Genomic DNA, 13,606 nt, shown 5'->3' on the forward strand with positions numbered 1-13,606 from the left:
CGAGCCGCCGGGGTGAGCAAAAGACTGCGGCTTGCCACCCCGTGCTGGGGGTATTAGTATTCATGTTGGTTAAAAACAGTCCGGGGAGCAGGGCACTTACTGCTTTTGCCTCTGCGACCTTGCGACTGCAAATTCATAAGGAGCAAACATGCAACGCATACTTCTGTTATTGCCCCTCCTGCTGGCCTTGCTGGCTGGCGCGGCCTCTGCCGCACCGGGCGAACAGCGAACCCTGACCAAACTGCCCAACGGGCTTTCCGTGTATATCATCAAGGACAGCCGCTTCCCCCTGGTGGCAACGCGCCTTTACGTGCGCACAGGTTCGGCCAATGAGGACGCCAAGCAGGCGGGCATCAGCCATCTGCTGGAGCACATGGTCTTCAAAGGTACAGAGCACCGGCCCAAGGGTCAGGTGGCGCGCGATGTGGAAGCCCTTGGCGGCTACCTCAACGCGGCCACCAGCTTTGACAAAACATGGTACATGACGGACATGCCCGCGGCCCACTGGCGCATGGGCATGGACGTGGTGAAAGAAATGGCCTTTCAGGCTGCTCTGGACCCCAAGGAACTGGAGTCGGAAAAAGAAGTGGTGATTTCCGAGCTTGAGCGCGATCAGGATTCGCCCATGAGCAGGCTGTTTGAAAGCCTGCAGGTGTCCACACTCCAGAACACCCCCTACGGGCGGCCCATCATCGGCTTTAAGGAAACCGTGCGCGCCATTACCGCCGATGACCTGCGTGCCTATGTGCAGCGCTGGTATCAGCCGCAGAACATGCTGCTGCTGGTGGCGGGAGATATTGACCAGCAGGCAGTACTGCAACATGCCCAGGAACTTTTTGGCGGCATGGCCAACACCAACGATGCTGTTACGCCGCCGCAGGTTGATCTGCTAACGGCCCCCGGCGGTCAGCGCGTTGAAGTGGTGCGCGGCCCCTGGAACAAGGTTTATCTGGGCATGGCCTTCCCTGCGCCAGCCCTGCGCGACCTGCGCTCTGTGGATCTGGACGTGCTGAGTTACCTGCTTGGCGGCGACGGAACTTCGTTGCTGAGCCGCAAATACGAGTATGAAAAGCAACTTGTGGACAGCATCAGCGTGGGCAACATGAGCCTTGAACGTGCGGGCATGCTGTACATTACAGCCAACATGGCCCCGGAAAAGCTGGAAGCCTTCTGGCAGGGGCTGACCGCAGACCTTGCCAAGCTCAAGGCCGCAGACTTCAAGCCCGAGGCCCTCAAGCGCGCCCGCTACAACCTGGAAGACAGCATGGACCGCTCGGCGGAAACGCTCAACGGCCTTGCCTCCTGGCTGGGCAGCGTCCAGTTTGAGCTGGGCGGCGATGTTGCGGAACAGAATCTGCGCTTCACCCAGCGTAATGTTTCTCAGCCGCAGGTGCAGCAGGCCATTGACCTTTGGCTTGACCCCAGCAGGGCGCGGGTGCGTGTGCTCGCTCCTGAAAATGCCAAGCTGCCCGATCTGGAAGCCGTGTTGCAAAAGAACTGGCCCGGCAGTGCTGCTGCCAAGGCTGCGCAGAAGGCTGCGGCCACGGCAGGGCAGCAGGAAGTGGTCGACCTGGGGCAGGGGCGTACCGTCATTCTTATCCCTGATGCCACAGTGCCTTACGTGGCGGTTGATCTGATGCTGCCCGGCGGCAACGCCCTGCTGAAGCCTGACCAGCAGGGGTTGGCAGAATTGACGGCCAGCACCCTTGGCGATGGCAGCGGTAAACTGGATGCCCAGGCTATGGAACGCTATTTCGCTGACCGCGCGGCTTCTCTCTCCGCCAAGGCGGGCCTGCAAACCTTTACCGTGTCCTTGACCGGCCCGGCCCGGTTCAATGCTGATTATTTCTCCATGCTGGGAGAGGTGCTGGGCAAGCCCCGCTTTGAAGCCAAGGAAATCAAGCGTGAAGCGGAAAACATGAAGGCCGCCATCCGCCAGCGGGCAGACAGGCCTACCTCCTTCCTGTTCTCGCGGGTGAATCCCTTCATCTTCCCCGGCGGTCAGCCCTACGGCTACGATAGTCTGGGGACGGAAGCGAACCTCTCCAGGTTTACGCCCAAGGATGTACGCTCGTTCTGGGACAAGCAACTCGTGCAGCCCTGGGTGCTGGCCGTTGCTGGCGATTTTGACCGCGAGGCCGTGCTGGCCTTTGCCCGCACATTGCCCGCGCCAGACAACAAGGATTTCTCCTTGCCCGCCCCCTCATGGGGTGATGCCCGCAACCTTGATCTGCATCTGCCGGGGCGCAATCAGGCCCACGTGCTCCAGATGTTCAAGGCTGTGCCCTACACCAGCCCGGATGCCCCGGCGCTGATGCTTTTGCAGTCTGTGCTTTCCGGGCAGAGCGGCCTGCTGTTCAGCCAGATGCGCGATGAGCAGGGCCTCGGGTACACGGTCACGGCCTTTTACCGCGCCATGCCTCAGGCTGGCATGATGGCTTTTTACATTGGCACTACGCCTGACAAGGTCGCGCAGGCGCGTGAAGGCTTTGCCAAGATTATTGCCGATATCAAGGCAAAACCTCTGCCTGCCGAATTGCTTGAAGCCGGGGCCAACCGCCTGCTTGGCGAATACTACCGCGACAAGCAGAGCCTTGATTCCCGCGCGGGCGTGGCCGCCACAGACGCCGTACTGGGCCTGCCCCGAGATTTCAGCAAGTCGCTCATCGACAAGGCGGCCAAGCTGACACCTGCGGATATTCAGGCTGTGGCGCAGAAGTATCTGGACGACAAAAACCTTTATAACATGATCCTGCTGCCGTAGGCGGCGTTTCGGATTTGTTGACGGGCCGCATCGGATATCCGATTGCGCTTCCCTGCAAATTGGCGGTGGAAGCGGAGTTGGGCCGATGCGGCCCCTTGTGTTTCTTGGCTGTTACGAAATGCTCAACCCTTGTTTGATTGTACAAAAAAAGTTTTTATAAACGATATCTTCGGCAAGCGGCGGGCAAATAAAAATGTCAAGTCCGAGGTAAGTCCCCTTACGTGGGGGAGGCCGTCTTGAAAACCCGGCGTGGGTAGAGTAAGTTCTTGCCTGCGTTACGGGAACTGCTTTCTGAGGAAAGCTCGCCAGGTATCGGCTGCGGTCGCAGTGCCGGGGCCGGGGCGGCAGCGCCATGCGGGCATGATGCCTGAATCCATGGCGAAATGTTTCAGCAACGCCAATCAAAGCCACAAATGTTGCGGGTCAGGTTGCCTGATCTGGCTCCAGCCAGGGCGAACACTTTTGTTCACGCCCTCACTGTTTTGCGGCCTTGGTGTAGTGAAAAAGTTGGGCAGGCAAGAAAATTCAATAGTGAATTCGCAGTGTTGCTACGGCACTAGGAGAGCTTTTTTGCCTGCATTTATTGACAGGGTGCAATTCTTTTGAGATTTTCTAGACATTGAAAGCGCCATGGAGCTTAATAGGGAATTCCCGTGAAATTCGGGAGCGGACCCGCCGCCGTGAGCCTGTTCAACACCGCTTTTCCTCGCGTGCCACTGGATAATACCGGGAAGGCCGAAGAGCGGCAGGCAAGCCGGAAGACCTGCTTTCAACCGTTCTAAGAAAGTGGAGCATCTGCAACGGGCTTTTGCAGATGAACCGTCAGAAAAGGGCCATTGATGGCCTCTCCGCCCGTTCTGTTCGGGCGGCCTTTTTGTTCATAGCCCACACGTTTGGAGCGAAGTTCATGCTCGCCAGCATTATTAAGCGCGACGGCACGGAAGTGCCTTTTGATTCGGTCAAGATTCTCAATGCCATCACCAAGGCCAATCAGGCCGTTGGTGGTGAAGACATGTCACCCACTGACCTGCTGTTTGTCACCGAAAAGGTGTGCAAAAAGCTGGAGTCGCGCAGCCTCAAGCATGTGGAAGAAATTCAGGATGTTGTTGAAGAAACCCTGATTCAGTACGACTACGCCAAAAGCGCCAAGGCTTACATTCTGTACCGGGCCGAGCATACGAAAATCCGTAATGCGGAATCGTATCTCATGGATATCTATAAAAAGCTTACGTATTCTCCGGCTCTGCAAGAAGACATCAAGCGCGAGAATGCCAATATCGATGGCGATACGGCCATGGGCACCATGCTCAAGTATGGTTCCGAGGGTTCAAAATTCTTCATCGACAACTACATTCTGCCCAAGGATGCCTCTGCCGCGCACCGTAACGGCGACATCCACATTCACGACAAAGATTTTTACATGCTCACGGAAACGTGCTGCCAGATTGACCTTATCCCCTTGTTTAAAAATGGTTTTTCCACAGGACACGGGCATTTGCGCGAGCCCAATTCCATTGAGAGCTACTCGGCCCTTGCCTGCATTGCCATTCAGGCCAACCAGAATGAAATGCACGGCGGCCAGAGTGTGCCGCATTTTGACTTTGCCATGGCCGAGGGCGTTATCAAAACCTACCGCAAGGAATATGAGCGCGCCTTTGCCGCATTTTTGCGCATTGCCCAGAATCTGGAAGAGCAGGCAGCCATTGACGCCGCCAGAGAAACCATCGCCCTGTTGCCCGAAGGCCCGCGCCTTGGCACCTGCGATGCCTTTGGAGAAGCCCTTGTGGCGGCAGCCCCCGAGGCCCGGCGCGAGCTTGTGACGCGCGCGCATGCCTACGCTGCCGGCGAAGCCCTCAAATACACCGAGCGCCGCACTTATCAGGCCATGGAAGCCCTGATCCACAACCTGAACACCATGAATTCGCGCGCAGGCGCACAGGTGCCTTTCAGCTCCATCAACTACGGCACGGATATTTCTGCCGAGGGGCGGATGGTTGTTAAAAACCTGCTGCGCGCCACCAAGGCCGGGCTTGGCAATGGGGAAACCTCCATCTTCCCCGTGCAGATTTTCAAGGTGAAGTCCGGGGTCAACTATAATCCAGAAGATCCCAACTACGACCTTTTCAAGCAGGCCATGGACGTTTCCGCCATGCGGCTCTTCCCCAATTTCAGCTTTCTTGATGCGCCGTTCAACCTCCAGTACTACCATCCGGACGACTATAATACGGAAGTTGCCTACATGGGCTGCCGTACACGCGTGCTTGGCAACGTGTACGACAAGGACAGGCAGGTTACGTGCGGTCGCGGCAATCTGAGCTTCACCTCCATCAATCTTCCCCGGCTCGGGCTGGATGCGCGTGGCGACATCAGCCGTTTTTACGCTCTGCTGGACGACAAGATTGATCTGGTGTTCCGCCAGCTGCTGCACCGGCTCAAGATCCAGAGCGCCAAGAAGGTGCGCAACTACCCCTTCCTCATGGGCGAGGGCATCTGGCTTGATTCCGACAAACTGGGTTGGGACGACAGTATTGAAGAAGTGCTCAAGCATGGCACCCTGACCGTGGGCTTTATCGGCCTTGCCGAAACGCTCAAGGCCCTTGTGGGCCAGCACCACGGCGAAAGCGAAGAGGCCCAGAAGCTTGGCATCGAGATTGTTACGCATCTACGCAAGCGGTGCGATGACGAAGCTGAAAAGACCGGGCTCAACTTTTCACTCATCGCTACCCCGGCAGAGAGCCTGAGCGGGCGCTTTGTCAACCTCGACAAGGAAAAGTTCGGCAGCATTCCCGGCATCACTGACAGGGATTACTACACCAACTCGTTCCACGTGCCGGTGTACTGCCCCATCAAGGCCTTTAAAAAGATACAGATCGAGGCTCCGTACCACGCGCTGACCAATGCGGGCCACATCACCTATGTGGAGCTGGATGGCGATACCTGCAAGAACCTTGAGGCCTTTGAGAGCATCATCCGTTTTATGCACGATAATGGCGTTGGCTACGGCTCCATCAACCATCCTCTGGATCGCGACCCTGTCTGCGGCTATGTGGGTGTGATCAACGGCGCCTGCCCCCGCTGCGGCCGCAAGGAAGGCGAAGGCGTGAGCGCCGAGCTGCTCAATGAATTGCGTAGAAAATTCCCGCACACCCCCAAGTGGGACTAGCGGTCAAATACATTTTTTCATCAATTTTGCTTTAAGAACAAGGAGAGCGAAAATGCTAATGAAATCGCGTCTGTTCGAGGAAACCAAGCCTGCGCAGAAACTTGTGGGCCAGGATGTGGGCTTTGAACGTACCCGCCGCATCACCGGTTACCTTGTGGGAACGCTTGACCGTTTCAACAACGCCAAGCGCTCGGAAGAGCGCGACCGTGTCAAGCATGCCTGAATCCGGTAATGCCGGGGTTATGCGGCTGTCAGGCATTGTGGAGGAATCCATAGTGGACGGCCCGGGCCTGAGGTATGTCTTGTTCACGCAGGGTTGCCCGCACCACTGCAAAGGGTGCCACAATCCGCAGACGCACGACTTTGAGGGCGGCTTTCCGTTTACGGCGGAGGCCGCCCTTGCCCAGATTGGGGAGAATCCTCTTCTGGCGGGTGTGACGCTGTCTGGCGGGGAGCCTTTTGAGCAGGCCCAGGCGCTCTGCGCAGTGGCCGAGGGCGTGCAGGCCATGCGCAAAAATGTGATGACCTACACGGGCTACACATTTGAAGCTCTGTTTGCCCGCAATGACTATTGGACAAACCGGCTGCTGGAACTGACGGATGTTCTTGTGGATGGCCCCTATGTGGAAAGCCTCCGCGACCTTGAGCTGCAGTTCAGGGGTAGTTCGAACCAGCGCCTTCTTGACCGCGCTGCCCGAGAAGAAATAGCGGCAGAATTGCTCAGCCGTTGAACGCTTTGCGAGTCCTGACAGGTTATTTTGCCGGTCACGTCTGTTCCCCGCTTTTTGCGGGGTTTTTTATTGGGGGCTGGCTGCAGGAGGCTTACTGTTTCGGTGTATTTTTTGTTCCGGTCACATAGGAGGCAAAACCCACATCCATCTGCTGTATATGATCCACCAGCCAGGTTTTCAGGTATTCCAGCAGGGCAATATCAATAAAGGCCTTGTCGTCAAGCACAGCCTCCCTGAGTTCTGTCACTGTTTTTCTGAAATTCTGGTGCACTTCAGTGTGCCGTGCCGTGAGCGGATAAGCCGTGCGGCTGAAGAATATTTCTTCTGTGGCAAAATGGCTGAAGGCATAGCCCGTCAGATCATCAAGAATTTCGAGCAGCAGCTTTTTATCGCAGCCTTTCTGCATTCCACGGTGCAGCTTGTTGATGTACGAAAGCAAGAGCTTGTGCTGGCCGTCAATGACAGGAATATTCGTATTGTAACGGCTATCCCAGGGGAAGGCCTCTTCAAGAGCAGTATCTGCTGCATCTTTGTCAGTGTCAGCCGCGTCCAAAAGGCTGGCGTGCAGCAATATGCATTCGCTATGGTGCAGCGCCGCAGAAAGGTCAAGAATCTGTTCCCTGATGCGCGGGTGGTCCAGAGGCGACCCAATGTCCGCATCAGCAGCTGTGCCGAGGTCTTTCAATTCAGACTGGGCTTTGCGTAGCGCCGCAATGGCAGTCTGCTGCGTCTGCATGTCCACAACGCGCCTTTCGCGCAGTTCCTGAATTTCCTGCCGGAGTTTGTTTGCTGTTTCGCACGCCTCGGCAATGTCGTGGCGAAGTGTGGCCTCTCTGGCGTTGAGGCTGTCTTCCAGGGCGCGCACAACATCGCAGGCCGTGGGTATGGACGGGATTTCAGCGCAGCCGGGTTGCGCAAGGGCAGCCACGAATGTGCGCAAGGGAAGCAGAAGGTAGCGGTAGAGCAGCACAAGGCCGCAGAGGGAAAAAATCAGAGAGAGGACAACAGCAATCCGGGAAAATGGCGGGGTGAGCTGCATGGCGATAATGCCAGCCAAGGGAGCAATAATCAGAAAAATGATTGGAACGCCCATGAGTCCCCCCGTCAGTGGGTAGCCTACCCAGTTCAAGGTTGCCTGGCAGCCCTCGCCGCCTCATCGCACAGCCTGCGCATAACCACAAAGTTTGCAGCGGCCTTGCGTTGGGCGCGTATGCGCTCTTTGTTGACGCGTAGCACATTATCGGCCAGGAGCGCTACCACGCCGTTATCCAGATAGCCGAGTTCCGCCATGGATGCGATGATTCTCATGGCTTCGGCCAAAGGCATGCCGCTCCGGTAGGGGCGGTCTTCTGTGAGGGCTGTAAATACGTCTGCCACGGCGATGATACGCACAGGAAGCGTCAGGCTGCTTCCTTCAATATTGTGGGGATAGCCAGTGCCGTCAATGCGTTCGTGGTGTCTGCCCCCCCATTCCCGCACGCAGGTAAAACCGGGTATGGAACCCAGCAAATCCATGCTGATTTCAGCATGCTTTTGAATTTCCTTCACTTCGTCAGGTGTGAGCGCCGCTGGTTTTTCCAGAATTTCGAGTGGCACCGCGAGTTTGCCAATGTCATGCAGCAGACCGGCCACAAACATGGTTGTGAGGTCATCGGCATCGGCCATGCGGGTCAGTCTGAGCAGCATGCGCGCCGTATAGGCCACGCCAAGGGAGTGGGTGGCGGTAAAGGGACTTTTGGAGTCAATGGTTTGCGAAAAAAGCCCGCACAATTCCACAAGCTGCACCGGGCCAAGAATCACAGAGCCAAATGCCGTGGCCAGGTATTCTTCCATACGCTCGTGGCTGCTCAGAAGCGCTGAAATTTCCGCATCATGAGCCAGGGTTGCCAGCGCTTCAAGGCAGGCCGGGGCGTATTCTCTATCTTTTGCCTGCAGGGCGAGGCAGATGCCGTGCAGATCAGATGCCTGCTTGCCGCGCAGGGCCACGTCAACCCGGTCAGCCAGATGGATGCAGTTGGCTGGCAGCGCGTGCTGGTCGGATGACTCATAGCTGCACCATTCCGTATGGTGATGCAGCACCATGTCGCATACAGGCCTGGGCAGTCCTGCTGTTTTGCAAAAAGCCCAGCCAGCCCGGCAGTGCAGGGCTTTGTTGCGCTCAAATATGAGGTCGCGCGTATCACTCTTGAGCGGCACTGCGCCAATATCGTGCAGCATGCTGGCCATAAGCATGTACTTGCGCGTGGTGCGGGATAACCGCATGCGTTCGGCAATAACCTGGCTCAAAAAAGCAACCCGCAGATGGTGTCCGGCAAGAAGCGGCGTGACCATGTCCAGCGCGCGCGAAAAACCCATCAGCAGATCAAAAAGGCGAATTGAACGCATGAAACCTCACTCTCACCAGTCGGAACAGATATTCAAAGTAAAATGATAGGACAACCGGACCCCGGAGGCAATAGGCTCATTTGCGCAGAGACCGACAGAAAGGGCATTTTTTGCGTTAAGGGTGTCACTTAAACCGTATGTTTCAATTGCACAGAGTTTTGCCGCAGACATAAATGTGCCGCACCCAGGGAGTGCGGCACATAATCTACAGCATTGGAATCTGCGTCAACTGCTGCTTGAGCCAGGATTAATCCTTGAAGGGAGAAATCATGCGCAAGGTTTTGATGACATCTGGGAAGTTCTGGATGACAAAGTCCACTTCTTCCTGCGTGGTGTAGCGGGAGAGGGAAAGGCGGATGGAGCCGTGGGCGTAAGTAAAGGGCACACCCATGGCGCGCAGCACATGCGAAGGCTCGAGGCTGCCGGAGGTGCAGGCAGACCCGGAGCTTGCGCAAATGCCGAGCCTGTCGAGCATGAGTAGGATGGCTTCGCCTTCCACGTTTTTAAATGCAATATTGGTGGTGTTGGGCAGGCGGTTATCCACATCGCCGTTGACCATGCAGTCGGGGATACGTTCAAGCAGGCCCTGTTCAAGCCTGTCGCGCAGCATGGCCACGCTGACGCGTTCTTCCTGCATGTGCGCAATGGCAAGCTGAGCCGCTGCGCCAAGCCCGGCAATGTACGGAACATTTTCCGTACCCGCACGGCGTCCCCGTTCCTGATGGCCGCCCCGCAAAAATGGGCGGAAGCGCACACCCTTGCGCACATACAGCACGCCAATACCCTTGGGAGCGTGCAGCTTGTGGCCGGAGAGCGAAAGCATATCCGCAGGCAGATGGGCAAGGTCAATGGGCGTTTTGCCCACGGCCTGCACGGCATCAGTATGGAACAGCACACCGCGCTCGCTGGCCATTTCAGCCATGCGCTGGATAGGATAGATATTGCCCACCTCGTTGTTGGCAAACATGATGGATGCCAGCGCCGTATCGGGCGTGAGGGCGGCTGCGTATTCGTCCAGGTCAAGCCGGCCCTTGTTGTCCACGCCAAGGTAGGTCACCCGGTAGCCCTGACGTTCCCAGTGCTGCATGACGCTGAGCACGGCGGGATGTTCCACGCGAGTGGTGATGAGGTGGCGTTTTTCAGGCTGGGTCTGGATGGCCGACCAGATGGCGGCGTTGTCGCTCTCTGACCCGCAGGAGGTAAAGATGATCTCGTCCGGGTTTGCGCCCAGCAGCCCGGCCATCTGCTCGCGAGCTGTTTCGACCGCATCGGCCACCTGACCGCCAAAAGTGTGCATGCTTGAAGGGTTGCCGTACAGCTCGTTCAGATAGGGCAGTATGGCATCGCGTACTTCAGGCGCAACAGCCGTGGTGGCGTTGTTGTCAAGATAGATGGTTTTCATGGCGGTTAGGCCTCCTCAACCACGATGTCGGCTTCAACATGTTCGCGCAGCAGGCGCTGCACCAGATCGCGGATGGTCACTTCGCTAGAGCGGCACTGGGCGCAACGCCCGCGCAGGGAGACCACAACGCGCAGACCGTCCACATCCACCAGTTCAATATCGCCGCCGTCAGCGGCAAGCTGGGGGCGGATTTCTTCGTCAATGGTCTTAAGCACCTTCTGCATGCGCTGCACGTTGGTGAGGCGCGGCTTGGGCTTGAGCTCGACCAGCGGCTTCTGCTTGAGCTGACCAGCCAGAATTTCGGCGATTTCATCAAGGCATTCGCCGCATGCGCCGCCAGCCTTGGTGTAGTTGGTGATTTCTTCAACGGTCTTGAGGCCGTTTTCGGTGATGGCGCGGATAATCTGGGCATCCGTGATGCCAAAGCACTTACACACCAGCTTGCCTTCTTCGTGGGCATGGGGCACGGGCGGTTCGCCCTTCCACTGGCGGATGGCGGCTTCAAGCGCCTCCTGACCCATGACGGAGCAGTGCATCTTCTGCTTGGGCAGGCCGCCCAAAGCGTTGGTGATGTCCTTGTTGGTGATCTTGAGCGCATCTTCAACAGACATGCCCTTGACCATGTCGGTCAGCACAGAGCTTGAAGCAATGGCGCTGGCGCAACCAAAGGTTTCAAAGCTGGCGTCTTCAATGATGTGCTGGTCGTTGATCTTGAGATATAGCTTAAGGGCGTCGCCGCAGGTCAGGCTGCCCACTTCGCCAATGGCGTTGGCGCCTTCAAGGGGACCCACATTGTGCGGCCGCAGAAAGTGGTCGTGTACTGCTTCAGTGTAATTCCACATGATTGCCTCCCGTTACGGAGCATTTCTCTGAGTCTATGATTTCCTGCAAGGTGCGCTTTTGCAGGAAGGAGCGGATGTGCCCGTCCAGTTCTGTCCAGAAGCCCCGGGTGGAGCAGTGGGATTCGCGTTGACAATGGCGGCCCTTGCTCAGACAGCGCACAGGGGAAATTTCACCCTCAAGATGCTGAAAGACTTCTTCAATGTTAATGTCTGTTGGCGACTTGGCAAGGGAGTACCCGCCGCCAGAACCGCGCACAGCACGCAAAATGCCCATGGGGCGCAGTGCCCGCACTATCTGTTCCAGATAGCCCGACGAGATGTTTTCTTCACGGGCGACCTGCCCCAGTTGCAAAAGAGATCCCTGGGGCTGGGCCGCCAGACGCAGCAAAAAGCGCAATCCGTAACGGGTTCTGGTAGAAAATCGCATAGGCATCCTCGTATCCTGTAGGGGTTCAGGATTATGAACTCTTACTTGCCCTGCCGGTCACGGGCAATGGCAGTAAGGCTGAAGGGCGTTTCCTGGTAAACGTAGTAGTTGAGCCAGTTGCAGTAGAACAGGTGCGCGTGCGCCCGCCAGTTCATGTTGGGCAGGCGGTTGGGATCGTTGCCGGGATAGTAGTTGTTGGGCGGTATGGGGTTCATGCCCCTTTCCTGATCGCGGCGGAATTCCGCATCCAGGGTGCCCCTGTCGTACTCAAGGTGCCCGGTCATGAAAACCTGCGAGTGGTCGCGGCTTTCTACCAGGGCAAGCCCGGCTTCAGGTGATTCGGCAAGAATGCGCAGCGCGGATTGCTTGCTCACATCCTCTGCGCGAACTTCTGTGTGGCGCGAATGGGGCGCGGCAAAGGTATCGTCAAAACCGCTGAACAGGCGGCAGCCGGGCTGCAAAATGTCGTGCTGGAACACGCCGGAAACTTTGGCAGGCAAGGCGTACTTGGGGATGCCGTAAAAATGGTACAAGGCCGCTTGCGCCGCCCAGCAGATGTACAGGGTGGAGTACACGCGGCTTTGCGCAAAGGTCATGATGTCCAGCAGTTCGTGCCAGTAGTCCACATCTTCAAAAGGAAGGTGTTCCACCGGGGCGCCGGTAACGATCATGCCGTCAAAGCTGCCGTGGCGAATTTCTGAAAATGTCTTGTAAAAACGCTCAAGATGCTGTGCGGGAGTATTTTTGGATTCGTGAGCTTCTGTGCGCAGCAGGGTGATGTTGACCTGGAGGGGCGAATTACTCAAAAGCCGCAGCAACTGCGTTTCTGTGGCGATCTTGGTGGGCATGAGGTTGACGATGGCGATTTCCAGCGGACGAATGTCCTGCTGGACAGCGCGATCTTCCGTCATCACAAAGATGTTTTCGCTCTCAAGCGCTGCACAGGCGGGAAGATCAGCAGGAATCTTGATGGGCATGTCGATGATCCTTTACAGCAAAGCAGTCTTACATGGCAGTGTATTCACTGCCCCTTACGGCCCGTCTGCGGGTTACGGTTTTTGGGCAATTTCAGTTAATAAAAGCCCGCCCCTAAAACATAGCATTACACTATGTTTTGTCAAGGCGGACTTTAGGTATTTCCTACATGGACATTTCTTGCCCATGTATACTTCTTGTAAGATGCCTACAATTGTACAATATGCGTCTCCAGCGTCAAGGTGCTGCCTGCGGCCTCAATGGCGCGGTGCGCCAGCCTGTCCAGCCCGCCGCAGCAGGGTACGCTCATGCGCAGTACGGTAATGCCCGTAATGCCGCCCTGTTTGATGATGGCTGTGAGCCTTTCGACCAGCACTTCATTGTCTTCAAGCTTGGGGCAGGCAATGATGGGCACGCGCCCGCTCATCCAGTCAGCATGCAGATTGGGCAGGGCAAAGCCTGCACAGTGGGCTGCCAGCAGGATGTTGGCTCCGCGCAGATAGGGCGCTGTGGGCGGCACCAGCCGCAACTGAATGGGCCAGGTGGGCACCTGGGCCCGCAGGTCTTGCGATCCGGCGGGGGCCATGGTTGCTGGGCCGCCGGTCAGCGGGGTGAACGTGCGCGCCATGCTGCCGGGGCAGCCGCCGCCATGCGGGCGGTGTGGTTGAGCGGTTCCATCCCTTTTTGCCTTGGCGGCAAGGGCCGCCTCCTCATCAAATTCGGGTGCTTCCCTTTCCACAAGGCGCAACGCGCCCTCGGGGCAGTTCAGACACGCGCCGAGGCCGTCGCAGTACACGTCGCTGACAAGCTTGGCCTTGCCGTCAATGATGGCAAGCGCGCCCTCAGCGCAGTCGAGTACGCATTGCCCGCAGCCGTTGCACTTTTCTTCGTCAATCTCAATGATAGGACGCTTCATA

The 13,606-nt window shown here is 57.2% G+C and carries 11 protein-coding genes and 1 riboswitch; of the genes, 4 read left to right on the forward strand and 7 right to left on the reverse strand.

Annotated features, from left to right (window positions below; genetic code table 11):
* Nucleotides 1-148 precede the first annotated feature (148 nt).
* The 4 genes from QZ383_RS01920 to nrdG all read left to right on the forward strand — a co-directional run bounded on the left by QZ383_RS01920 (nt 149) and on the right by nrdG (nt 6,658).
* Nucleotides 149-2,764: a pitrilysin family protein gene (locus QZ383_RS01920; protein ID WP_291442555.1), complete on the forward strand. Its 2,616-nt coding sequence runs from the start codon at nt 149-151 to the stop codon at nt 2,762-2,764.
* A gap of 606 nt (nt 2,765-3,370) precedes the next feature.
* Nucleotides 3,371-3,550: riboswitch (cobalamin riboswitch) on the forward strand.
* A 28-nt stretch (nt 3,551-3,578) separates the two neighbouring features.
* On the forward strand, nt 3,579-5,927 hold the full coding sequence (locus QZ383_RS01925) for an anaerobic ribonucleoside triphosphate reductase (RefSeq protein WP_291442556.1): 2,349 nt from the start codon (nt 3,579-3,581) through the stop codon (nt 5,925-5,927).
* 58 nt (nt 5,928-5,985) lie between these two features.
* Nucleotides 5,986-6,150 carry an anaerobic ribonucleoside-triphosphate reductase gene (gene nrdD / locus QZ383_RS01930; RefSeq protein WP_022658663.1) on the forward strand — a complete coding sequence of 55 codons (165 nt, stop codon included), beginning with the start codon at nt 5,986-5,988 and terminating at the stop codon, nt 6,148-6,150.
* Complete coding sequence (gene nrdG / locus QZ383_RS01935) at nt 6,143-6,658, forward strand: anaerobic ribonucleoside-triphosphate reductase activating protein (protein WP_291442558.1); 516 nt, start codon at nt 6,143-6,145, stop codon at nt 6,656-6,658. The genes nrdD and nrdG overlap by 8 nt, the downstream gene beginning before the upstream one ends.
* Before the next feature lie 91 nt (nt 6,659-6,749).
* Here nrdG and QZ383_RS01940 read toward each other — a convergent pair whose 3' ends face one another.
* The 7 genes from QZ383_RS01940 to QZ383_RS01970 form a co-directional block, all read right to left on the reverse strand.
* Nucleotides 6,750-7,751 (reverse strand): bacteriohemerythrin, encoded by a 1,002-nt coding sequence (locus QZ383_RS01940; RefSeq protein WP_291442560.1) that lies wholly within the window; start codon nt 7,749-7,751, stop codon nt 6,750-6,752.
* Between the two features lie 32 nt (nt 7,752-7,783).
* Nucleotides 7,784-9,043 carry an HD domain-containing phosphohydrolase gene (locus QZ383_RS01945; RefSeq protein ID WP_291442562.1) on the reverse strand — a complete coding sequence of 420 codons (1,260 nt, stop codon included), beginning with the start codon at nt 9,041-9,043 and terminating at the stop codon, nt 7,784-7,786.
* A gap of 247 nt (nt 9,044-9,290) precedes the next feature.
* Entirely contained in the window at nt 9,291-10,445 is a 1,155-nt protein-coding gene (nifS, locus tag QZ383_RS01950; protein WP_240825573.1) for a cysteine desulfurase NifS, read from the reverse strand.
* Nucleotides 10,446-10,450: 5 nt separating this feature from the next.
* The gene (nifU, locus tag QZ383_RS01955) at nt 10,451-11,287 is read right to left on the reverse strand and encodes a Fe-S cluster assembly protein NifU (RefSeq protein ID WP_291442563.1); all 837 of its coding nucleotides are present in this window, start codon (nt 11,285-11,287) and stop codon (nt 10,451-10,453) included.
* Complete coding sequence (locus QZ383_RS01960) at nt 11,271-11,714, reverse strand: Rrf2 family transcriptional regulator (protein ID WP_027180794.1); 444 nt, start codon at nt 11,712-11,714, stop codon at nt 11,271-11,273. Before QZ383_RS01960 ends, nifU begins: the two co-directional genes overlap by 17 nt.
* 41 nt (nt 11,715-11,755) lie before the next feature.
* Nucleotides 11,756-12,691 (reverse strand): homoserine O-succinyltransferase, encoded by a 936-nt coding sequence (gene metA, locus QZ383_RS01965; RefSeq protein WP_291442564.1) that lies wholly within the window; start codon nt 12,689-12,691, stop codon nt 11,756-11,758.
* 206 nt (nt 12,692-12,897) lie between these two features.
* Nucleotides 12,898-13,605 (reverse strand): 4Fe-4S binding protein, encoded by a 708-nt coding sequence (locus QZ383_RS01970; RefSeq protein ID WP_291442565.1) that lies wholly within the window; start codon nt 13,603-13,605, stop codon nt 12,898-12,900.
* Between the last annotated feature and the right edge of the window lies 1 nt (nt 13,606).

It is taken from the genome of Desulfovibrio sp. (assembly GCF_019422935.1).
Taxonomy (GTDB): Bacteria; Desulfobacterota; Desulfovibrionia; order Desulfovibrionales; family Desulfovibrionaceae; genus Desulfovibrio.

Bases quoted from the DNA above. Each gene is read 5' to 3' on its own strand.
- QZ383_RS01920 (WP_291442555.1), top strand. From the start codon at position 149: ATGCAACGCATACTTCTGTTATTGCCCCTCCTGCTGGCCTTGCTGGCT.
- QZ383_RS01925 (WP_291442556.1), top strand. From the start codon at position 3,579: ATGAACCGTCAGAAAAGGGCCATTGATGGCCTCTCCGCCCGTTCTGTT.
- nrdD (WP_022658663.1), top strand. From the start codon at position 5,986: ATGAAATCGCGTCTGTTCGAGGAAACCAAGCCTGCGCAGAAACTTGTG.
- nrdG (WP_291442558.1), top strand. From the start codon at position 6,143: ATGCCTGAATCCGGTAATGCCGGGGTTATGCGGCTGTCAGGCATTGTG.
- QZ383_RS01940 (WP_291442560.1), bottom strand. From the start codon at position 7,751: ATGGGCGTTCCAATCATTTTTCTGATTATTGCTCCCTTGGCTGGCATT.
- QZ383_RS01945 (WP_291442562.1), bottom strand. From the start codon at position 9,043: ATGCGTTCAATTCGCCTTTTTGATCTGCTGATGGGTTTTTCGCGCGCG.
- nifS (WP_240825573.1), bottom strand. From the start codon at position 10,445: ATGAAAACCATCTATCTTGACAACAACGCCACCACGGCTGTTGCGCCT.
- nifU (WP_291442563.1), bottom strand. From the start codon at position 11,287: ATGTGGAATTACACTGAAGCAGTACACGACCACTTTCTGCGGCCGCAC.
- QZ383_RS01960 (WP_027180794.1), bottom strand. From the start codon at position 11,714: ATGCGATTTTCTACCAGAACCCGTTACGGATTGCGCTTTTTGCTGCGT.
- metA (WP_291442564.1), bottom strand. From the start codon at position 12,691: ATGCCCATCAAGATTCCTGCTGATCTTCCCGCCTGTGCAGCGCTTGAG.
- QZ383_RS01970 (WP_291442565.1), bottom strand. From the start codon at position 13,605: ATGAAGCGTCCTATCATTGAGATTGACGAAGAAAAGTGCAACGGCTGC.